Annotated in this window: 20 protein-coding genes; 15 read left to right on the top strand and 5 right to left on the bottom strand. The window is 64.2% G+C overall.

Features of this window, described 5'->3' with window-relative positions; genetic code table 11:
* Nucleotides 1–38: 38 nt before the first annotated feature.
* The 5 genes from V3596_RS07080 to V3596_RS07060 form a co-directional block, all read right to left on the bottom strand.
* Nucleotides 39–458, bottom strand: a complete 420-nt coding sequence (locus tag V3596_RS07080) for a type II toxin-antitoxin system VapC family toxin (protein WP_334276976.1) — start codon at nt 456–458, stop codon at nt 39–41.
* A 16-nt stretch (nt 459–474) separates the two neighbouring features.
* The gene (locus V3596_RS07075; protein ID WP_334276975.1) at nt 475–732 is read right to left on the bottom strand and encodes an AbrB/MazE/SpoVT family DNA-binding domain-containing protein; all 258 of its coding nucleotides are present in this window, start codon (nt 730–732) and stop codon (nt 475–477) included.
* Nucleotides 733–859: 127 nt separating this feature from the next.
* Entirely contained in the window at nt 860–1,429 is a 570-nt protein-coding gene (locus tag V3596_RS07070) for a hypothetical protein (protein WP_334276974.1), read from the bottom strand.
* A gap of 115 nt (nt 1,430–1,544) precedes the next feature.
* The gene (locus V3596_RS07065; RefSeq protein WP_334276972.1) at nt 1,545–2,540 is read right to left on the bottom strand and encodes an HpcH/HpaI aldolase/citrate lyase family protein; all 996 of its coding nucleotides are present in this window, start codon (nt 2,538–2,540) and stop codon (nt 1,545–1,547) included.
* Nucleotides 2,541–2,609: 69 nt separating this feature from the next.
* The gene (locus V3596_RS07060) at nt 2,610–3,596 is read right to left on the bottom strand and encodes a malate dehydrogenase (RefSeq protein ID WP_334276971.1); all 987 of its coding nucleotides are present in this window, start codon (nt 3,594–3,596) and stop codon (nt 2,610–2,612) included.
* 259 nt (nt 3,597–3,855) lie between these two features.
* Here V3596_RS07060 and V3596_RS07055 point away from each other — a divergent pair, with 259 nt between their 5' ends.
* From V3596_RS07055 to V3596_RS06985, 15 genes are all read left to right on the top strand, one after another.
* Complete coding sequence (locus V3596_RS07055) at nt 3,856–4,641, top strand: GntR family transcriptional regulator (RefSeq protein ID WP_395386217.1); 786 nt, start codon at nt 3,856–3,858, stop codon at nt 4,639–4,641.
* A 105-nt stretch (nt 4,642–4,746) separates the two neighbouring features.
* Nucleotides 4,747–5,169, top strand: a complete 423-nt coding sequence (gene sdhC, locus V3596_RS07050) for a succinate dehydrogenase, cytochrome b556 subunit (protein ID WP_416383964.1) — start codon at nt 4,747–4,749, stop codon at nt 5,167–5,169.
* 31 nt (nt 5,170–5,200) lie between these two features.
* Nucleotides 5,201–5,560: a succinate dehydrogenase, hydrophobic membrane anchor protein gene (gene sdhD, locus V3596_RS07045; RefSeq protein ID WP_334276968.1), complete on the top strand. Its 360-nt coding sequence runs from the start codon at nt 5,201–5,203 to the stop codon at nt 5,558–5,560.
* 2 nt (nt 5,561–5,562) lie between these two features.
* Complete coding sequence (gene sdhA, locus V3596_RS07040) at nt 5,563–7,338, top strand: succinate dehydrogenase flavoprotein subunit (RefSeq protein ID WP_334276967.1); 1,776 nt, start codon at nt 5,563–5,565, stop codon at nt 7,336–7,338.
* Between the two features lie 12 nt (nt 7,339–7,350).
* A complete protein-coding gene (locus V3596_RS07035) occupies nt 7,351–8,052 on the top strand; it encodes a succinate dehydrogenase iron-sulfur subunit (protein WP_334276966.1) in 702 nt (233 codons plus the stop codon).
* Nucleotides 8,053–8,079: 27 nt separating this feature from the next.
* On the top strand, nt 8,080–8,349 hold the full coding sequence (locus V3596_RS07030; protein WP_334277363.1) for an FAD assembly factor SdhE: 270 nt from the start codon (nt 8,080–8,082) through the stop codon (nt 8,347–8,349).
* A gap of 40 nt (nt 8,350–8,389) precedes the next feature.
* Nucleotides 8,390–9,700 carry a citrate synthase gene (gltA, locus tag V3596_RS07025; RefSeq protein ID WP_334276965.1) on the top strand — a complete coding sequence of 437 codons (1,311 nt, stop codon included), beginning with the start codon at nt 8,390–8,392 and terminating at the stop codon, nt 9,698–9,700.
* Nucleotides 9,701–9,959: 259 nt separating this feature from the next.
* Nucleotides 9,960–11,018: a PEP-CTERM sorting domain-containing protein gene (locus V3596_RS07020; RefSeq protein ID WP_334276964.1), complete on the top strand. Its 1,059-nt coding sequence runs from the start codon at nt 9,960–9,962 to the stop codon at nt 11,016–11,018.
* Between the two features lie 74 nt (nt 11,019–11,092).
* Nucleotides 11,093–12,400, top strand: a complete 1,308-nt coding sequence (locus V3596_RS07015; protein ID WP_334276963.1) for a tetratricopeptide repeat protein — start codon at nt 11,093–11,095, stop codon at nt 12,398–12,400.
* A gap of 248 nt (nt 12,401–12,648) precedes the next feature.
* Nucleotides 12,649–13,674 carry a LacI family DNA-binding transcriptional regulator gene (locus tag V3596_RS07010; protein ID WP_334276962.1) on the top strand — a complete coding sequence of 342 codons (1,026 nt, stop codon included), beginning with the start codon at nt 12,649–12,651 and terminating at the stop codon, nt 13,672–13,674.
* Complete coding sequence (gene rbsK / locus V3596_RS07005; RefSeq protein ID WP_334276961.1) at nt 13,671–14,561, top strand: ribokinase; 891 nt, start codon at nt 13,671–13,673, stop codon at nt 14,559–14,561. Before V3596_RS07010 ends, rbsK begins: the two co-directional genes overlap by 4 nt.
* A 10-nt stretch (nt 14,562–14,571) precedes the next feature.
* A complete protein-coding gene (locus V3596_RS07000) occupies nt 14,572–15,543 on the top strand; it encodes a nucleoside hydrolase (protein ID WP_334276960.1) in 972 nt (323 codons plus the stop codon).
* A gap of 22 nt (nt 15,544–15,565) precedes the next feature.
* Nucleotides 15,566–16,879, top strand: a complete 1,314-nt coding sequence (locus V3596_RS06995) for a TRZ/ATZ family hydrolase (protein ID WP_334276959.1) — start codon at nt 15,566–15,568, stop codon at nt 16,877–16,879.
* A 114-nt stretch (nt 16,880–16,993) separates the two neighbouring features.
* A complete protein-coding gene (purL, locus tag V3596_RS06990; protein WP_334276958.1) occupies nt 16,994–20,986 on the top strand; it encodes a phosphoribosylformylglycinamidine synthase in 3,993 nt (1,330 codons plus the stop codon).
* 2 nt (nt 20,987–20,988) lie between these two features.
* The gene (locus V3596_RS06985; protein ID WP_334276957.1) at nt 20,989–21,936 is read left to right on the top strand and encodes a LysR family transcriptional regulator; all 948 of its coding nucleotides are present in this window, start codon (nt 20,989–20,991) and stop codon (nt 21,934–21,936) included.
* Nucleotides 21,937–22,113 lie beyond the last annotated feature (177 nt).

Genomic DNA, 22,113 nt, shown 5'->3' with positions numbered 1-22,113 from the left:
TCCAGGGCGGGTAGATGTTGGGTTGAGAGGATCGACTGTCAGGGTTTGGGCGCGATGACGCGCAGGCCCTTGAAGTAGTCGCGGAAGAAGCCGGCGTCGCGGGTGATCAGGCCCTGGCATTGCAGCAGGGCGTGCGCGCCGATCAGGAAATCAGGGACGGTACGCCGACCTTCGCGGGGCTCGGTGCTGCCGGCCAGGCGGGAGCGATAGCGACGCTGCATTTCTCCAGCCCGCAGGGCTGAGCGCAACTCCAGCGGCGAATAGGCGATGCCAATGGCCTCCAGCGTCTCCATGACGATGTCGCTGTGGCCGAGGCCCGCCACGACTTCGCTGACCACCACCTCGCAGGCCACCACGGGGCCGAGCGACAAGGCATTGCGCAGCAAGGTCTCGGCCTCGTCCGCAGATGGGCCGTCGCCGATGTAGTCGACCAGGATGGAGGTATCGACGGCAATCATGGCAGCAGGGTCGGGCTCATGCTTCGTCGGGTGGCGGATAAGGGTCGCCGGGCGCTCGGCCCCGCAGCTCGCGCATCACATCGTCCGAGGTGGTGCCGGCGGGCAGCTTGATACGGCCGCGCATGCGGGAGAGGGCGTCGCCGACATCCTTGCGCAAGATGATACGGCCGCCGTCCAGCTCCACCGTCAGCGTCGTGCCCTTGGTCAGGCCCAGCGCATCACGCACTGCCTTGGGCAAGGTGATCTGGCCGCGTTCGGCAACTGTGGCTTCCATGAGGGGCTCCGTCGAGTATGACGATGAAAGTATGCATGAATTCTACATACTTCAAGTCCCCACGCGAGCTTCGGGCAACAAAAAAGGAGACCCGCGGGCCTCCTTCTTGCACACTGCCGCGGCTTGTTCAGCGGTTGGCGGCGGTGGCCTGTGCAGCAGGGGCGATGCTGGTGCCCGGCGTGATGCCGATGCCGGAGTCTGCAGCGGCCGGCACGGCTGTTTGAGCCACTTGCGCCGGATGGACACAGGCGTCCACCATGCGCTGGCCGATCTTGCTGTTCATCAGCATGGACTTGGTCGGAATCTGCAGCCAGACCACGCCGGCCTTCTTGTCTTCCAGGCGCACGGCGCCGGTAGTGGTGGGCTCGGGCGCCATGATGTAGACCATCTTGCCGAAGCGCAGATGGAAGCGGCCGGGCTGGTCCGGGTGGGGCGTGATGCTGACCTTCTGGTTGAACTCGCAGGGCACATCGCCATGATGAACGCGTGGCGCCACAGCCATCTGCTCTTCGCTGAGCACCATGGGCTCGTCCGGCGGCAGCGGCGCTACCGCCGTTTGCGGCTTGGCCTTGGCAACCAGACGATTGACCGGCTTGGCTTTCTCAACGGCGGCTGCGGCGCTTGCCGCGCTCACCAGACCGAAGCAGGCCAGCAGGCCGAGGGAGAGGGTGCTCAGGGCGCGAAGCTTGATGTTCATAGGTACGGCAGAAAGTTGCAGCGATTGTCGGCGCGCCAGCGTGGTGCATGAGCTAGCGTTTGCCAGCATAGCGAAAAGGATTTGCCCAGCCATCAGCGAGCCGGTAAGCGATGTATCAAGCCGTCCCGAACCAGGCTTGCCGGATTTCGACCGGCAGGGGCTGGCTGGTGCCGTGCGCGCGCTGCAGCAGATGCCAGAAGAAGCGATAGCTGGCGCGGTCGTGCAGGCTGTCGCGATGCTGGATCGGCGCCCAGTGCGCCGCTTGCGCCGCCTGCAGGATCTCGACGGCCTCGTCAATCTCGGCCACGCTGGGCGCGAAGGCATCGATGATGGGCTGGATCTGGTTGGGGTGGATGCTCCACATCCGCGTGTAGCCGAACTCGCGCGCTGCCCTTGTCGCTGCTTCCTGCAATGCAGCAGCGTTCTTGAACTCGGTGACCACGCAGTGCGATGGTGTCTTGGCGTGGGTGTGCGCTGCTGCGGCGATCTCAAGCTTGGCACGAACCACCAGCGGATGGTTGAACTGGCCTTGCACCGTGAGCCCGCTGCGTGGAATGGCACCGCGGTGGGCTGAGACGAAGTCCATCAGGCCGAAGGACAGTGATTCAATGCGTGGGTGCGCGGCAATCTGCTGCACCTCGCGCAGGGCGCCATGGGTTTCGATCAGCGTGTGGACGGGCGGCTGCTTGACGCCATGCCGCGCGCAAGTGGCATCGATGAAGTCGCAGGCATCTGCCACCTCATTCGCGCTGCGCGGCTTGGGCACCATCAGGTAGGCGAGCTTGGCGCCGGCCTTGCTGATCAGGGCATCGACGTCGGCCTCGAACGAGGCGTGGTCCAGCGGATGAACGCGTGCGCCGACGCGGCCATGCTTGTTCAGCGGGCTGTTCAGGAGTTCGGCCACCAGGGCTGCATGCTCAACCTCGCCACCGATGGGTGCGCCGTCTTCGCAGTCCAGCGTGATGTCGAACACCGGGCCCATCTGGGCCTGCAGCTCCAGGCTCTTGCGCATGCGCGCCTCGACGCCGCAGTAGTGGTCGACCACGGGAAGCAGGGTCGCGGCATCGCCTTCGTCGAACAAGGCCTGGCGGGGATGAAGTGCTGCGTTCATTCGATCCGGATCAGAAAAAAAAAAGGGCCGGCATGGCCGGCCCTCAGTGTCGCTCACGCCGCGAGCTGATTACAGCAGGTGCTTGACGCCGTCCTGCTCGTCCGTCAGTTCCTTCAGGGTCTTGTTGATGCACTCTTGCGAGAAGGCATCGATTTCCAGGCCCTGGACGATCTTGTACTCGCCACCTTCGCAGGTGACCGGGTAGCCGAACATGACTTCCTTGGGGATGCCATAGGAGCCGTCAGACGGGATGCCCATCGTGACCCACTTGCCGTTGGTGCCCAGGGCCCAGTCGCGCATGTGGTCGATGGCGGCATTGGCGGCCGAGGCCGCCGAGCTCAGGCCGCGAGCGGCAATGATGGCAGCGCCGCGCTTGCCCACGGTAGGCAGGAAGGTTTCGCGGTTCCAGGTCTCGTCATTGATCATGCCCTTGACCGAGGCGCCGCCGATGGTGGCGAAGCGGTAGTCGGCATACATCGTGGGCGAGTGGTTGCCCCAGACGGTCAGCTTCTCGATGTCGGCCACGGCCTTGCCGGTCTTGGCAGCGAGCTGCGAAGCGGCACGGTTGTGGTCCAGGCGCAGCATGGCGGTGAAGTTCTTGGCCGGCAGGTCCGGGGCCGACTTCATCGCGATGTAGGCGTTGGTGTTGGCCGGGTTGCCGACCACGAGCACCTTGACGTTGCGCGAAGCGACAGCGTTCAGCGCCTTGCCCTGCGTCGTGAAGATGGCGCCGTTGATGGCCAGCAGTTCAGCGCGCTCCATGCCCGGGCCGCGCGGACGCGAACCGACCAGCAGGGCGTAGTCGGTGTCCTTGAAGGCTTGCATCGGGTCGCTGTGGGCTTCGATGCCGGCCAGCAGCGGGAAGGCGCAGTCTTCCAGTTCCATGATCACGCCCTTCAGCGCGTTCTGGGCCTTCTCGTCGGGAATTTCCAGCAGCTGCAGGATCACCGGCTGGTCCTTGCCCAGCATTTCGCCGGAAGCGATGCGGAACAGCAGGGCGTAGCCGATCTGGCCGGCAGCGCCGGTGACGGCGACGCGAACGGGTTTCTTGCTCATGGGACTCTCTCCGAAAGGTTGGAAATGAAAATCTGTTCGGTTGGCGAGCTCAGGGCGCATCAACGTTCTGTGCGGCCGGCTGCCGGTGGGGCAGTCGCAAAGTGTAGGTCAGAGTCCGGGCATTCCCGTAGTCGACACGGCCGTTTAAGCGATCTTGCGTACCGATTCTTCGTGTTGCATCGCACAAATCCGACACTCTTGTGTCTTATAGAAGATGTCAGGCATCAGAGGGTGGACGGGACTCAGGGTTTCTGCTCGAATGCCGGCCATGCCGCGCGAGCCCCTGTCCTCATCCGCTCCAGCCAGTGCATCGAGCCCGGTCGATGCCGGGCCCTCATTCAGCCCGCTCTATCGCCAGATCAAGAGCCTCCTGATCGCCGGCCTGCAAGGCGGTGAGTGGAAGGCGGGTGAGGGCATACCGAGCGAGATCGAACTGGCCCAGCGCTATGGCGTCAGCCAGGGCACGGTGCGTAAGGCTATTGACGAACTTGCTGCCGAGAATCTGCTCGTGCGCCGGCAGGGGCGGGGAACTTTTGTTGCCACCCATGCCGAGCAGCAGCAGCAATACCGCTTCCTGCGCCTGATGCCCGATGAAGGTCAGGAACCGGGGCTGGGGCGCCAGTTGCTGGACTGCAAGCGCCAGCGTGCGCCGGCCTGGATTGCCAAGCAGCTGCAGATGCGTGCGGGTGACCCCATGGTCGAAGTGCGCCGTTTGCTGCATGGCAAGGACAAGCCGGTGGTGCTGGACGACATCTGGCTCCCTGGTGATTTGTTCAAGGGCTTGACCACCGAGCGCTTGAACAAGCATCGCGGGCCGTTCTATGGATTGTTCGAGACGGAGTTTGGCGTGCACATGATCCGTGCCCAGGAGAAGGTCAAGGCGGTGGCGGCCGATGAGGAGTCTGCGGCGCTCCTGCACGTGGCTGTCGGCACGCCATTGCTGAGCGTCGAAAGGCTCTCATTCACCTATGGCGACAAGCCCGTGGAGCTGCGCCGCGGCTTGTACAACACTTCAACGCACTTTTATCGCAACGACTTGAATTGACCCTCGGCATTCATCAGGTACGCAACACGCGCCAAGCGGGTCTGGGCGCTGTTGCGTTGCAATAAAATCCTTGGGTTTCATTCGAATTACAAAGAAGGCAACAGCATGGCTGCTACTCCAAAACAAAGGCCCGGGACCATGCGTCTCGTCGACGCCTTGCAATACCGTCTGCCGCTCGCAGGCTACGTGTCCATCCTGCACCGTATCAGCGGCATAGTGATGTTCGCGCTGCTGCCCTTCGTGATCTGGATGTTCGACACCAGCCTCACGTCCGAGATCTCCTACGAGAGTTTCACCAATGCCTTTGTGGCTGGCATCGGCTTTGTGCCGGCCTGGTTCGTGAAGCTCACCTGCCTGGGCCTGATCTGGAGCTACCTCCACCACTTCATCGCCGGCGTGCGCCATCTCTACATGGACGCAACGCACAGCGTCACCAAGGAATTCGGCCGCAGCTCGGCCGTCGTCACGCTGGCATTGAGCCTGGCGCTCACTGCTGCCCTGGGCGCCAAGCTCTTCGGCCTGTACTGATTGCCACCCAGCATTCGCGAGGCAAAACACAATGACAACTTTCGGTTCCAAGCGCATCGTCACTGGTGCGAAGTACGGCCTGCGCGACTGGCTGGCCCAGCGCGTCACGGCTCTCCTGATGGCGCTGTTCACCATCGTCCTGCTGGTGCAGGTGCTGCTGCCAGGCCCGCTCGGCTATGAGCGCTGGGCAGGCATCTTCAGCCAGCAATGGATGAAGGTCATCACATTCGCCCTGATCGTCTCCCTGGCGTACCACGCCTGGGTCGGCGTGCGCGATATCTGGATGGATTACGTCAAGCCGGTCGGTGTGCGCCTTGCGCTGCACATCTTCACCCTGGTTTGGCTGGTGGGTTGCGCCGGCTGGGCGATCCAAGTGCTGTGGAGACTTTGAAAATGCAAATTGGATCGACTCTCGCGAAACGCAAGTTCGATGTGGTGATCGTCGGTGCCGGCGGTTCCGGCATGCGCGCCTCGCTGCAACTCTCGCTGGCTGGCCTGAACGTGGCTGTGCTGTCCAAGGTCTTCCCGACCCGGTCGCACACCGTGGCGGCGCAAGGCGGCATCGGCGCCTCGCTCGGCAACATGAGCGAGGACAACTGGCACTACCATTTCTTCGACACCGTCAAGGGCTCCGACTGGCTCGGCGACCAGGACGCCATCGAATACATGTGCCGAGAAGCACCCAAGGTCGTCTACGAGCTTGAGCACTTCGGCATGCCCTTCGACCGCAACCCGGACGGCACGATCTACCAGCGCCCGTTCGGCGGCCACACCGCCAACTACGGCGAGAAGCCGGTGCAGCGCGCCTGCGCCGCGGCCGACCGTACCGGCCACGCCTTGCTGCACACGCTGTACCAGCAGAACGTCAAGGCCCGCACGCAGTTCTTCGTCGAATGGATGGCGCTCGACATCATCCGTGACGCCGATGGCGATGCCGTGGGCGTGACGGCGCTGGAAATGGAAACCGGCGAAGTCCATATCCTCGAAGCCAAGACGGTCTTGATGGCCACCGGTGGCGCAGGCCGCATCTTTGCGGCCTCCACCAACGCCTTCATCAACACCGGCGACGGCCTGGGCATGGCGGCACGTGCCGGCATCCCGCTGGAAGACATGGAGTTCTGGCAGTTCCACCCGACCGGCGTGGCCGGTGCCGGCGTGCTGCTGACTGAAGGCTGCCGAGGCGAGGGCGCCATCCTGCGCAACGCCAATGGCGAGCGCTTCATGGAGCGCTATGCACCGACGCTGAAAGACCTGGCACCGCGCGATTTCGTGTCGCGGTCGATGGACCAGGAAATCAAGGAAGGTCGCGGCTGCGGTCCCAACAAGGACTATGTGCTGCTCGACATGACCCACCTGGGCGCCGACACCATCGCCAAGCGCCTGCCCTCGGTGCTGGAGATCGGCCACAACTTCGCCAACGTCGACATCACCAAGGAACCTATTCCCGTGGTGCCGACCATCCATTACCAGATGGGTGGCATCCCAACCAATATCCATGGCCAGGTGGTGATCCCGAAGAACGGCAAGCACAACGACATCGTCAACGGCCTCTATGCCGTGGGCGAATGCTCCTGCGTGTCGGTGCACGGCGCCAACCGCCTGGGCACGAACTCGCTGCTGGACCTGATCGTGTTCGGCCGTGCGGCGGGCAACCACATCGTCGACTTCAACCTGAAGACCAAGAGCCACAAGCCCCTGCCCAAGGACGCTGCCGACCTGACCCTGGCCCGCCTGTCGGCCCTGGAGAATCGCAGCAACGGCGAATACGCGCAGAACGTGGCGAACGACATCCGCTCGACCATGCAGAAGCATGCCGGTGTGTTCCGCACCCAGGCGAGCCTGGACGAAGGCGTCAAGAACATTCTTGAAGTCGCCAAGCGCGTCGGTGGCATTGGCCTGAAGGACAAGTCCAAGGTCTTCAACACCGAACGCGTCGAGGCGCTGGAAGTCGAGAACCTGATCGAGGCCGCCAAGGCCACGATGATTTCGGCTGCCGCCCGCCCTGAAAGTCGTGGAGCGCATGCGCACAACGACTATCCGAACCGCGACGACGCGAACTGGATGAAGCACACGCTGTGGTACTCGGAAGGCAATCGCCTCGACTACAAGCCGGTGAACCTGCAACCGCTGTCGGTGGAATCGGTGCCCCCGAAGGTCCGGACGTTCTAAAGGATTGATGAAATGAAGCGCACTTTCCAGATCTACCGCTACGACCCGGACAAGGATGCCAAGCCCTATATGCAGACCCTCGAGGTCGAGCTGGATGGGCACGAGCGCATGTTGCTGGACGCCCTGGTCAAGCTGAAGGCGGTCGACCCGACGCTGTCCTTCCGTCGCAGCTGCCGCGAAGGCGTCTGCGGTTCGGACGCGATGAACATCAACGGCAAGAACGGCCTGGCCTGCCTGACCAACATGCTGACGCTGCCGGGCGTGATCACCTTGAAGCCGCTGCCGGGCCTGCCCGTTGTGCGCGACCTGATCGTCGACATGACGCAGTTCTTCAAGCAGTACAACTCGATCAAGCCCTACCTGGTCAACGACAACCCGCCGCCCGACAAGGAACGCCTGCAGTCGCCGGTGGAGCGCGAAGAGCTGGACGGCCTGTACGAGTGCATCCTGTGCGCGAGCTGCTCGACGAGCTGCCCGAGCTTCTGGTGGAACCCGGACAAGTTCGTCGGCCCGGCTGGTTTGCTTCAGGCCTACCGCTTCATCGCGGACAGCCGCGACGAAGACACGGCAGCTCGCCTGGACAACCTCGAAGATCCTTACCGCCTGTTCCGTTGCCATACGATCATGAACTGCGTCGACGTCTGCCCCAAGGGTCTGAACCCGACCAAGGCGATCGGCAAGATCAAGGAACTGATGGTCCGCCGCGCGGTCTGATCAGCGCAAAGAAAAGTCATGGCGAACATGGAAGCCACGCTGATCGACGAGAGGTTTCTGTCCAAGCTGCGCTGGCGCTGCCGGCGGGGCCTGCTGGAGAACGATCTCTTCATCGAGCGCTTCTTCAATCGCCATGCCGAGTCACTGACCGAGTTTCAGGCGGAAGGCCTGCGAGTGTTGATGGATCTGTCTGACAACGATCTGCTCGATCTGCTGCTGCGCCGCAAGGAGCCTGAAGGCGAACTCGTTCGTGCCGATGTGCAAGAGGTCCTGAGCCTGCTCCGGACCGTCACCTGAGTTTTGTTAAGCATTACCCCGGAACCCCAAAGGAATGACCATGACCCCGTCTGAAGTCAAAGCCACCCTGTCGTTCTCTGACGGCAGTCCGCAAATGGATCTGCCCATCTACAAGGGCTCGGTCGGACCGGATGTCATCGACATCCGCAAGCTCTACGCGCAGACGGGCAAGTTCACTTACGACCCGGGCTTCCTGTCCACAGCTTCGTGCAACTCGACCATCACCTACATCGATGGCGACAAGGGCGAGCTGCTGTACCGCGGCTACCCCATCGAGCAGCTCGCCGTGAACTGCGACTACCTCGAGACCTGCTACCTGCTGCTGTACGGAGAGCTGCCGAACGCCGACCAGAAGGCCAGCTTCGAAGACCGCGTGATGCACCACACGATGGTCAACGAGCAGATGCAGTTCTTCCTTCGCGGCTTCCGTCGCGATGCCCACCCGATGGCCGTGATGACGGGCCTGGTGGGCGCGATGTCGTCGTTCTATCACGACAGCACCGACATCAATAACCCGGAGCACCGCGAGATCTCGGCGATCCGCCTGATCGCCAAGATGCCCACGCTGGTGTCGATGGCCTACAAGTACACGATCGGCCAGCCCTTCATCTATCCGAAGAACGATCTCTCGTACGCTGGCAACTTCATGCGCATGATGTTTGCCACGCCTTGCGAAGACTACAAGCCCAACGACGTGCTGGTGCGGGCGATGGACCGGATCTTCACGCTGCATGCCGACCACGAGCAGAACGCTTCGACGTCCACCGTGCGCCTGTGCGGCTCCTCCGGTACGAACCCGTTTGCAGCCATCGCCGCTGGCGTGGCCTGCCTGTGGGGCCCGGCTCACGGCGGTGCGAACGAGGCCTGCCTGAACATGCTGAGCGACATCCAGCAGATGGGTGGCGAGGCCAAGATCGGCGAGTTCATCAAGCAGGTCAAGGACAAGAACAGCAGCGTCAAGCTGATGGGCTTCGGTCACCGGGTCTACAAGAACTACGACCCCCGCGCCAAGCTGATGCGCGAAACCTGCCATGAGGTGCTGAACGAGCTGGGCCTGCACGACGACCCGTTGTTCAAGCTGGCCATGTCGCTGGAAAAGATTGCGCTGGAAGACGAGTACTTCGTCGCCCGCAAGCTCTACCCGAACGTCGACTTCTATTCGGGCATCGTGCAACGCGCCATCGGCATCCCGGTGCCGCTGTTCACTGCCATCTTCGCCCTGGCCCGCACGGTGGGCTGGATTGCCCAGCTGAACGAAATGATCGGCGACCCGGAGTACAAGATCGGCCGTCCGCGCCAGCTCTTCGTCGGCGCCACCAGCCGCGACGTCAAGCCGATCGCGCAGCGTTAAGCCACTCGCGTACTGATGAAGATCTCCCGAGCGCTCGGGCGCCGGGAGATCTTTTTTTTCTGGCTCGATGTTGATGTCGACACTGAGCGAAGAGCAATTTGCGCGTCAGCTGGCATCAACTTAGGGGATGTCGGACGCCTTTACATTTTCTTGCTCCGTGCGCGATTCGCCCGGTTCTATCTTGTTGATTTATTGGAAGGATTTTGAGCTGGCATCAAAGATGCTTTGTGCTTCCTGTCCATTACCGTGAGGTCTCAACATGAAATATCTTGCTACTCGGATTGCCACGGCGCTTGCCGTGTTGGCGATGGCAGGCGGGGCCAGTGCCCAGGCCATCATCCAGAACTCGGAAGTCCAGATGGGCGTGCGCGCCTACGGTGACCTGAATGTTGGCGGCGGAACGCCAGCTAGCGGCTCCGGCACCACAGTGGTCGGCCTTCGCTCGGTCCGCACCAATTCCGATTCGACTTCGCCCGGTTGCACCTGCGAAGGTTGGGGTGTCGGCCTGCGCAGCACGGGCCAATATGGCGCGGCCAACAGCGCTGGCGAAGGCGTGGCCAATCTCTCGCTGGTCAGCTTCAACTCGACGGCCAGCACCGCTGTGTCGGTGGTGAATGTGTTGAGCGCAACTGGCGCTGCGATCCTGCAGGTCACCCACGATTACCACCCGATCGCAGGTACCCCGTATCTGTACGAAGTGCTGGTGTCGATCAAGAACATGACCGGCACGGCACTGGCGGCCAGCGACCTGGTCTACCGTCGCGTGATGGACTGGGACATTCCTTCTCCTGGCTACGAGTCGGTGAGCATCCAGGGTGTTCCGGCAGGGTTGGGGCTGGCCAATGGCAGCAACCTCTATCGTTCCGACAACAACGGTTTCAACTACGGCAATCCGTTCAGCTTCAGCAGCTATGGCCTGCAGAACCAGAACTTCGTCAACTCGGAAGGCCGTGACCAAGGCGCCCTGTTCGACTTCGAGTTCGAAGCCCTGGCCAATGGTGCAACCCGCACCTTCGCAACCTACTATGGTGTGGCGCCGACCAAGGCAGCAGCCGACCTGGCCCGCAGCCTGGTTGACGGCGACTCGTCCGACGTCGAGATCGGCCTGTACTCCTACGGTTCGTGCACCGGAGGCCTGACCGGTTGCGATTCTTCGACCGGCGCACCCGACACCTTCATCTTCGGCTTCGGCGCCGCGGGTGGTGTGCTGGTTCCGCCGGATCGCGGTGACGTTCCCGAACCTGCCAGCCTGGCGCTCGTCGGCCTGGGCCTGCTGGCTGCTGTCGGCGCTCGCCGCCGCAAGTCGGTCGCCGCATAATCTCTGCGGTCCATGACTCGGCCCCTCGCCGGCATAGCCGACGAGGGGCTTTTCAATTCTTGAACGGGATGTCGATGAAACTCCGCTATTTGCCGCTCACTGCTTTCCTGCTCTGCAGTCTCAACCTGCACATCGTGATGGCGGAGCCGATCGCTGCTCAGGCGGGCGCCAAGCCGGCGTCCGCTTCTGGTCTGCTGGCGGCGCAAGCGAAGCTTGAACAGGGGCTTGCCGCGCTGGCCAAACGTGATCATGAGAAGGCGCGAGCGCTGTTTCAGGCGGCGACGAAGCTGGCCCCGTATTGGCCTGAGCCCTGGCTCCAGCTCGCTGAAAGCGCGCGGGTTGCGAATCAACCGGAGCTGGTGAACAAGTGGCTGACTGAGGCGCTGCGAGTGGCGCCCGATGATCCGGCAACCCTGTCCGCCTGGGGCAGTCTCCACTATGCCCGCGGCGAGTACCAGAAGGCAGAATCCTTCAAGCAGGCGGCGTTGAAGGCCGATCCCCGCGCAACCAACGTGCTGGTTGATCTTGGCGACTTGTACTTCAATGTCCATGGCAAGCCCGACGTGGCGGCGGACTACTTCCGCCGTGCATTGGTCATCAACCCCAAGCTGGGCGGCGCACACAATGCGCTGGGCACCATGCTCCTGCTCACTGGCAAGGCCGGCCAAGCCATCGACTCCTTCACTGAGTCGGCCAGGCTGGCGCCTACCAATCCCTTGCCCGTGCTGGGCCTGGCGCGCGCCCAGGCGCAGACCGGCAACACCAGTGCAGCGCTGGCGAGCTATGACCAGGCGCTCAAGCTCAGCCCTGGTCTGATTGACGCTTACCTGGGCAAGGGTGACCTGCTGTTGAACCAGGGCAAGCCTGACGCTGCGCTGCGCAGCTTTGCCGATGCGGTCAAGGCCAATCCTCGGTCCAGCCTTGCATACCTGAAGCTGGGCATGGCCCAGCAAATGCAGAACCGGTCAGATGAAGCGATGGCAGCCTACAAGGAGGCTGTCAGGCTCTCGCCCCAGATGGCCGTGGGCTTCAACAACCTGGCCTGGCTGGCTGCGGAGCGCAGCGACGTGGCGGACAAGGGTTTGGCCTGGGCCAAGCAGGCCGTTGCCTTGAACGGTGAGGAGCCGCGTTTCAAGGGAACACTGGCATGGGTCCATTTCAAGCGCGGCGAATCGGCAGAGGCGATCAAGCTGCTGGAGCCCCTGGTGCGTGGCAATGCAAAGGCGCTGCCTGAAACGCATTACCTGCTGGGCCAGGTCTATGCCGGCAGTGGCGACAAGGCCAAGGCCAAGGCCGCCATTCAAGCGGCGCTGGAGCTTGACCCCAGGTTCTCGCAGGCCGAGCAGGCCCGGGCGAGCTTGCGCCAATTGGATCGTCCCTGAGGCCTGCAGGGGTCAAGTCGTCGGTGACCACCGTCCGGTTGATACGTGGCCTGTATGGCATCGAGCTCCAGCAGCAGGCAGCTCATGAGGCGCGGTATTGAGTCGCTTTTGGGCTATGCTGGCACTCCGGCGCCAAACGTTTGCTGGCGCAATTCATCCATCACTCGCCAAGCGAGGCTTCCTCTGCGCGACCTAGGCAGCAGATCCGGGCCGCCAGCGCTTGGTTTTCCTGCATCAGGCTGAGATTCGTGAGCACGATCAAAGATGTCGCGGCCTTGGCGGGGGTGTCGTTCACCACCGTCTCCCATGTCCTGAACGAAACCCGGCCGGTCAGCGCAGATGCGCGCAGGCGCGTGCTGGCTGCGGTCGAGGAGATCGGCTATCTGCCCAGTGCCGTGGCCCGCTCCTTGCGCAAGAGCGAAACCAAGATCATCGGCGTGCTGATACCGACGGTGGTCAACCCCTTCTTTGCCGAGCTGGTTTGCGGCGTCGAGGACTGCTGCCGTTCGGCCGGCTACTCGGTCTTCCTGTGCAACTCCGACAACGACCCGCGCCGCCAGCAGCAATACATGCGCACGCTGCTCGAGAAGCGCGTGGACGGCCTGCTGCTGTCCTCGGCCGGTGATGCCGCGGCGCTGGCACGCATCTTCAAGCTGGCCACGGTGCCGGCGGTGACGGTGGACCGCCTGGTGGCCGGCGCCAAGGCCGACCGGGTATCGGTTCACAACCAGGATGGCGCCTACCAGGCGGTCCGCCATCTGCTGGACCTGGGCCACCGCCGCATCGGCTGCATCAGCGGCCCGGCCGAATTCGAGGTGGCTTGCGAGCGTATCGACGGCTGGCGTCGTGCCCTGGCCGAGCGCGGCATTCAGCCGGGCGAGGACTGGCTGATCGAAAGCGACTTCAGCAATACCGGCGGCTACGAAGCCGCACGTCAATTGCTGCGTGGCCCGGCCGGCCTGTCGGCCATCTTTGCCAGCAACGACATGATGGCCATCGGCGCCTTGCGCGCTGCGGCCGAAAGCGGCCTCAAGCTGCCCGAGCAGATGTCGGTGGTCGGCTTCGACGATGTGGAGCTGAGCGCCTTCGTCTATCCGGCCCTGACCACGGTGGGCGTGTCGATCAAGGAGTTGGGGCGCGAGGCTGGCAAGGTCCTGCTGGACCGCATCGAGAACCCCGGCGCACCCTTGAAGGACGTGCTGCTCACCCCGCGCCTCGTGGTGCGTGAGAGCAGCGGTGCGCCGCGTGCCATGCCTGCTGCGGTGAATCAATGAGTGCCAGTGTCGTCATCGTCGGCAGCCTGAACATGGACATGGTGTCGCACTCGACGCGCCTGCCGGCGCCGGGCGAAACGCTGGTCGGTCACGACTTCGTGATGGCACCGGGCGGCAAGGGCGGCAACCAGGCTGTCGCGGCGGCCCGCCTGGGTGCTTCAGTGGCGTTTGTCTCTCGTGTTGGCACGCGCCAGCATGGCAAGGCCTTGCTGCAAGCCTTGCGTGACGAAGGCATCGATACGAGCGGCAGCACGGTGGATGCTGCGGCTTTGCCCGGCATCGCCGTCATCATGGTTGCGAGCGTGGGCGGCGAGAACTCCATCGTCTACGTGCCGGGCAGCAATGCCGAGCTGTCGCCTGCCGACGTGCAAGCCAGCCGTGCACTCTTGCATGCGGCCAAGGTCGTCGTGGCCCAGCTCGAGGTGCCGATGCCAGCGATTGCAGAAGCCTTTGCCCTGGCCCGCGCGGCCGGCGTTACGACGGTGCTGAACGCGGCGCCGGCGCTGGCCGTGAGCGACGAGTTGCTGGCGCTGAGCGACTGGCTGGTCGTCAACGAAACCGAGGCCGAGCAGATGAGCGGCGAGCCCGATCCGCTGGCCGCTGCACAAGCGCTCCTGAAGCGAGGCCCGAAGCAAGTGCTGGTGACGCTGGGCGCGCAGGGTGCGCTGCTGGTGACGAATGAGGGCTCTCAAACCGTGGCTGCAGCGGCCGTGAAGGCGGTGGACACCGTTGGCGCCGGCGACACCTTTGTCGGCGGCCTGGCTACCGGGCTGGCCGAAGGCATGTCGGCGATAGCCGCCGTTCGCCTGGGCCAGTCGGCTGCGGCCATTGCTGTGAGCCGCAGCGGTGTGCAATCGGCGATGCCTCGCCGTGCTGACCTGGCGTGAGGCCTTGATGATGAGCAACGTTCAACACCAGGTCATTTTCGACACCGACCCTGGCATCGACGACGCGATGGCCTTGTTCCTGCTTGCGCGCCATCCCTCGGTCAGGCTGCGCGCAATCACGGCGGCGTTTGGCAATGCGTCGGTCGAGACCACCGCCCGCAATGCGCTGGCGCTTGCTGGCTTTTATGGCATTGAGGTGCCTGTCGCGGCCGGTGCTGACAGCCCGCTGCAAGCAGACCTGAGGCGCGATTTCCCGGCCCACGTGCATGGCGACGATGCGCTCGGCGGCATGTTCGAGCGCCTGCCGGCGACTCGGCAGACGCTTGACCCGCGACCGGCGCATGAGCTGATCTGCGACATGGTCAATGCCGAGCCAGGTGAGATCACGCTGCTGGCGGTCGGCCCGATGACCAACCTGGCGCTGGCCTTGCGCCACGACCCCGGCATTGCCGCCAAGGTCAAGCAGGTGGTCGTGATGGCTGGCGCCTTCGGCACCCATGGCCATGGCGGCAATGTGACGCCGGTGGCCGAAGCGAATGTGATCAACGATCCGGAAGCGGCCGATCTGGTTTTCACGGCCTCCTGGCCCGTGGTCATCATCGGCCTCGATGTGACCCAGGAAACCGTTATGAAGCACGAGTACCTGGCCGCCCTGCGCGGCAAAGGGCAGGGCGCGGGCGACTTCCTGTGGGAGGCCACGCGCCACTACCAGGACTTCTATCATGAGCGCGACGGCATCGGCGGCATCTACTCGCATGATGCGAGTGCCGCGGCCTACCTGATCGAACCCACGCTGTTCAAGCTGCGCTCAGGGCCGGTGCGTGTGGTGCAAGATGGCATCGCGCGCGGCCAGACCATCCAGGACCATCACAAGCCCACCGGCGCTGTCACGCCCTGGAGTGCCTGCCCGGCCCAGCAGGCTTGCATCGGCGTTGATGCGGCCGGCATGCTGCGGCTGTTTGCCGCGGCCTTTGAAGAATGAATTCGCAAGACAAGGAATCGACATGAGCATCACCCTTTTGAACGCCGGCTGGATCATCCCCATGGCTGCCGGCACCGGCACGCTGGAAAAGCACAGCCTGGTGATGGACGACCAGCGCATCGCTGCTGTGCTGCCCTGGGCCCAGGCCGCGGCGCTCTATCCCGGCGCCGAAGTGGTCGAGCTGCGCGAGCATGTGCTGATCCCTGGCCTGATCAATTCGCACACCCATTCGGCGATGTCGCTGTTGCGCGGCGTGGCAGACGACGTGCCGCTGATGGACTGGCTGCAGAACCACATCTGGCCACTGGAGAAGCAGTGGGTCAGCGAGGACTGGACCTACCAGGGCTCGCTGCTGTCGGCGGCCGAGGCGCTGCGTGGCGGCGTGACCTACCTGAACGACATGTACTTCTTCCCGACCGCGATGGCACGTGCCGCCATCGATTCGGGCATCCGCGCCGGCGTGTCGATCAATGTGATCGACTTCCCCACCGGCTATGCGGCCGGCCCGGACGACTACATCGCCAAGGGCCTGGCCGCCTATGGCCAGTTCAAGGGCGAGGCGCTGCTGGACTGGACTTCGGCGCCGCATGCGCCCTACACGGTGTCGGACGAAACCTTCATCAAGCTGCGCGAGCTGGCCGAGAAGCACGATCTGCAGATGCATTGCCACATCCATGAAACCCAGCATGAGGTCGATGAAAGCCTCAAGCAGTTCGGCATGCGGCCGCTGGCGCGCCTGGACAAGCTGGGCCTCTTGAACGAGCGCATGATCGCCGTGCACATGGTGCATCTGGACGAGGAAGAGATTCCGATGCTGGCCCGCAATGGTGTGCACCTGGTCCACAACCCGAACTCCAACCTGAAGCTCGCTTCGGGCATCGCACCGGTGACTGCGCTGGAGGCCGCGGGCGTCAACACCATCCTCGGTACCGACGGTGCTGCATCCAACAACCGTCAGGACATGTTCGGCGAAATCCGCGCCGCGGCCTTGCTGGCCAAGGGCGTGACGCAGAACGCGACGACCGTTTCGGCCCGCACCGCGCTCGAGATGGCCACGATTCGCGCCGCCAAGGCCATGGGCCGCGGCGACGACCTGGGTTCGCTGGAAGTGGGCAAGCTGGCTGACGTCGTTGCCGTGTCGCTGGCCGCACTGGAATGCCGCCCGGTCTACAACCCGGAAGCTCAGCTGGTCTATGTGGCCGGCCGAGAGCATGTGTCGGATGTCTGGGTCAATGGCCGCCGGGTCTTGAAGGGCCGTGAGCTGACGACCATCGACCAGGGCGCGCTGCTGGATCGCACCGAGGCCATCGTGGCCGCGATGAAGGCGGGCGCCTAAGCCTTACGCCCCAGTGAAACTTGCCGGCTCTGCCCGGCGAGTGCTCCGGCTCTCGGTAGAATCCCGCGGTTTGAAGCCCAGCCCGACCCGGGCCGGCAGCTATCGCGGGACTCCATGGCACATCAAAAGTATCTGCTCTCGTTCGCAGGCGGCAACGCGCTGTCTGCTTTCCGTTCCCAGGCCCTGCTGCCGCGCTTGCAGGCGGTCAACGAGAAGATCACGGCTGTCCATGCCCGCCATGTCCACTGGGTCTGGCTCGATGCAGCGATGGACGCCGCCGGCCAGGCCAAGCTGGCCGAGCTCCTGAACTACGGCGATGCCTACGAAGGCCCGACGGAAGAGGGCACGCTGGTTGTCGTGGCGCCACGCCTTGGAACTGTCAGCCCATGGGCCTCCAAGGCCACCGACATCGCCCACAACTGCGGCCTGCAGGTGCACCGCGTCGAGCGCGTCACCGAATACCGAATCACATTGAAGAGTGGCCTTCTGTCTTCAATTGGCGCCGGCGCGAAGACTCTCAGCCGCGAAGAGCAGATCGCCTGTGCCGAGCTGCTGCATGACCGCATGACCGAGAGCGTGCTCTTGGCCCGCGAAGACGCCGCCCATCTGTTCGACGAAAAAAGCGCCCAAGGCCTGGAGCATGTCGACGTGCTGGGCCAGGGGCGTGCGGCGCTGGAGTCGGCCAACAAGACCTTCGGCCTCGCGTTGTCGGACGACGAGATCGACTACCTGGTCAGCGCCTTCACGAACCTGAAACGCAACCCCAGCGACGTCGAGCTGATGATGTTCGCGCAGGCCAACAGCGAACACTGCCGCCACAAGATCTTCAATGCCAAGTTCACGGTCGATGGTGAAGACCAGGCCTTGAGCCTGTTCGGCATGATCCGCAACACCGAAAAGCTGCATCCGCAGCACACGGTGATCGCCTATTCGGACAACGCTGCCGTGATGGAAGGCCATCAGATCGAGCGCTGGATGCAGGCCGGCGACCAGCGCGCGCCGAAGTACGAAGCACGTGCCGAGCTGTCGCATGTCTTGATGAAGGTCGAGACGCACAATCACCCGACCGCGATCTCGCCGTTCCCCGGTGCCTCGACCGGCGCCGGTGGCGAAATCCGCGACGAAGGTGCCACCGGCCGTGGCTCCAAGCCCAAGGCGGGACTGACCGGCTTCTCGGTCTCGAACCTGCGCTTGCCGGGTTTGAATGAACCCTGGGAAGCGATGAACATCGGCAAGCCGGCGCACATCGCCAGCCCCTTGCAGATCATGATCGAAGGCCCGCTCGGTGGCGCGGCTTTCAACAACGAATTCGGCCGCCCGAACCTGAACGGCTACTTCCGCGTGTACGAGCAGGAAGTGGACGGCGTGCAGCGCGGTTATCACAAGCCCATCATGATTGCCGGCGGCCTGGGCACGATCCGCGCCGACCTCACCAGGAAGATCGAGTTCCCGGCAGGCTCCTTGCTGATCCAGCTCGGCGGCCCGGGCATGCGCATTGGCATGGGCGGCAGCGCCGCCAGCTCGATGGCGGCTGGCACGAACACGGCCGACCTGGACTTCGACTCGGTGCAGCGCGGCAACCCCGAGATCGAACGTCGCGTGCAAGAGGTGATCAACCATTGCTGGGGGCTGGCCGAACGCAACCCCATCCTTGCGATTCACGACGTGGGCGCTGGCGGCATCTCGAACGCCTTCCCCGAGCTGGTGAATGACGCTGGCCGTGGCGCGCGCTTCGACCTGCGCAAGGTGCCGCTGGAAGAGTCGGGCCTCGCACCCAAGGAAATCTGGTGCAACGAGAGCCAGGAGCGCTACGTCCTTGCCATCGCGCCGGGCAGCCTTGAGCTGTTCAAGGCCATGTGCGAGCGTGAGCGCTGCCCGTTCGCCGTGGTCGGCGTGACGACCGAGCAACGCGAGCTGGTGCTGGAAGATGGCGAAGGTGGCGAGCGCGCCATCGACATGCCAATGGACGTGCTCTTGGGCAAGCCGCCCAAGATGCACCGCGAAGTGACCCGCCTGGCCCGCGATGCCGGCCGCATCGAGCTGACCGGCGTGGACCTGTCCAAGGTCGCCTTCGACGTGCTGCGCCACCCGACCGTCGCATCCAAGCGCTTCCTGATCACCATCGGCGACCGCACCGTCGGCGGCCTCAACAGCCGCGACCAGATGGTCGGCCCCTGGCAGGTGCCGGTGGCCGATTGCGCCGTCACGCTGGCCGACTTCCAGGGTTTTGCCGGCGAGGCCATGAGCATGGGCGAGCGCACGCCGCTGGCCGCGATCAATGGCCCCGCCTCGGGCCGCATGGCTGTGGGCGAGTCCATCACCAATCTGCTGGCCGCGCCCATCGAGCTGTCGCGAGTCAAGCTGAGTGCCAACTGGATGGCCGCTTGTGGCGAGCCAGGTGAAGACGCGGCGCTGTTCGACACGGTCAAGGCGGTCGGCATGGAGCTGTGCCCGCAGCTGGGCATCTCGATCCCGGTGGGCAAGGACTCCTTGTCGATGCGCACCCGCTGGACCGACGACAGTGGCACCGTCCAGCAGGTCACTGCACCTGTGTCCCTCATCATCACGGCCTTTGCATCGCTGGCCGATGTGCGTGGCACCTTGACGCCGCAATTGCAGACCGGCGACACGACGCTGATCCTGGTAGACCTCGGCCAAGGCAAGAACCGCATGGGTGGCTCCATCCTGGCGCAGGCCTTGAACCAGTTCGGTGGCGCCGTCCCCGACCTTGACGACGCGGCCCTGCTGAAGCAGCTGGTTGCAGCCGTGAACGAGCTGCGCGCCGAAGGCAAGCTCCTGGCCTATCACGACCGTGGCGACGGCGGCCTCTGGGCCACGGCCTGCGAGATGGGTTTTGCCGGTCATCTGGGCGTGAGCCTGAATGTGGACATCCTGGTGACCGAGGCCGAAGGCCTGGCCGATGTCGGCGACGTCAAGAACTGGGCCGGTCAGGTGGCCGCCCGCCGCGACGAGCTGACGCTGAAGGCGCTGTTCAACGAAGAGCTGGGCGTGGTCCTGCAAGTGGCCACGGCAGACCGTGACGCGACGCTGCAGCTTCTCCGCAAGCATGGCCTCTCGGCTTGCAGCCATGTGGTCGGCAAGCCCAACAGCACGGGGCAGATGGAAGTCTGGCGCGATGCCAAGAAGGTGTTTGCTGCGCCGCTGGAAACGCTGCACAAGAGCTGGGACGAAGTCTCCTCGCGCATCGCCCAGTTGCGTGACAACCCGGCCTGCGCCGAGAGCGAGCATGCGCATGCCGGCCGCGCGGATGACGCCGGCCTGCACGTGCACTTGAGCTTCGACCCGAAGGAAGACATCGCTGCGCCGTTCATCAATGTGGGCGCAAAGCCGAAGCTGGCGATCCTGCGCGAGCAGGGTGTCAACTCGCACGTCGAGATGAGTTATGCGATGGCCAAGGCCGGCTTCGAGACCTACGACGTCCACATGAGCGATCTGCAAGCGGGCGCCGTGACGCTAGAGCAGTTCAAGGGCTTTGTCGCCTGCGGCGGCTTCAGCTATGGCGACACCCTGGGTGCCGGTGAAGGCTGGGCCCGCTCGGTGATGTTCAACCCTGTGTTGTCCGAGCAGTTCAAGGCATTCTTCGCGCGCAGCGACAGCTTCGCGCTGGGCGTGTGCAACGGCTGCCAGATGATGGCGGCGCTGTCGCCCATCATCCCGGGCGCCGAAGCCTGGCCCAAGTTCACGCGCAACAAGAGCGAGCAGTTCGAGGCGCGCCTGGCCATGGTCGAGGTGCTCGAGTCGCCCAGCCTGTTCTTCAAGGGCATGGAAGGCAGCCGCCTGCCCATCGCCGTGGCGCATGGTGAAGGCTTTGCGGACTTCTCGCAGCGTGGCGATGCGGCCAAGGTGGCTCGCGCCATGCGTTACGTTGGCAACGATGGACAGCCGACCGAGGTCTACCCGTTCAACCCGAACGGCAGCCCGGACGGCCTGACCTCCGTGACCACGGCGGACGGCCGCTTCACGGTGCTGATGCCGCACCCGGAGCGCGTGTTCCGCAACATCCAGATGAGCTGGACCAGCGGCGACAAGAGCGAGCTGAGCCCCTGGATGCGCATGTTCCGCAACGCTCGCCACTGGATCGGCTGACCATGGCGACGCGGAGGGCGCTTCAAGGCGACAACGCCGAACGCTCTCCCGAGTTGCTGCACTTCCGCGCCTTCGAGGCGATCTTCCGCCTGGGGAGCCTGACGGCGGCTGCCGAGCATCTGGGCCTCACGCAGCCGGCGCTTTCGAAGTCGCTGTCGCTCTTGCGCCGCTACTACGGCGAAGACCTGTTCATACGCGGCAAGCAGGGCATGCGACCTACGGCGCGCGCGCGCCTGCTGGCTCCGCATGTCGTTGACATGCTGCGCATCGCCGACGGTGAGCTGCGCGCGCAGGCCGGCTTCGAGCCAGCGCGTTCCTCGCGCGTATTCCGCATCAGCTGCTCCGAGATCGGCGCCATCCACTTCATGCCGCGTCTGGTGGCTAGCGCTGCGGCACTGGCGCCGGGTGTCCGCTTCGATGTCGTGCCGCTCCTGAGCCAGCAGACCGAATCGATGCTGGCCAATGGCGAGGTCGATCTGGCCCTGGGCGCCTACATGGACTTCGGCAGCCGTGTGCATTCGCAGGCGCTCTACGAGGTGCCCTATGTCTGCCTGGTGCGCCAGGGCCATCCGCGCATCGGCCAAACCATGGACCTCGCTGCCTTCCGCCGCGAGCAACATGTGGTGGCTTCGCTGCGCGACACCATGCATGCCTTCAGCCGCGTGGAGCAGGCGATCATCGATGTGGCCGGCAGCGCGGCCATCACGCTGCGCGTGCATTCGCTGCTGGTCGCCCCCTACGTGGTGGCGCAGACCGACCACATCTTCACGGCCACTCAGCATGTGGCGCAGCGCGTGGCCGTCATTCCTGGCTTGCGCGTCGTTGAGTGTCCCTTGCCGCTGCCATCCATCGTCGTGCGGCAGTACTGGCACAGCAGTCAGTCCGGCGACCCGGCCATTGCCTGGCTGCGCGCCCAGATCGAAAGCCTCTTCGGCGAGGACTTGCGCTGATAACCGGTGGCTATTTGCGCAATCAGTTTCGATCAGCTTCATTGCTGGCCTGGAACGCGGCCGCTCTAATGCCGCCACGGTAACAAAGATTGCCGATTGAGGAGAGAGGGGACCCTGGTTTCAGGCTTCCTTCCGGGTACCAGTGGAGGCCCCGGGGGCAACAGAAAACCGGTCGGC

The organism is Roseateles microcysteis (assembly GCF_036880965.1).
Lineage (GTDB): Bacteria > Pseudomonadota > Gammaproteobacteria > Burkholderiales > Burkholderiaceae_C > JAUASW01.
This window is presented reverse-complemented; position numbering and strand designations above follow the sequence as displayed.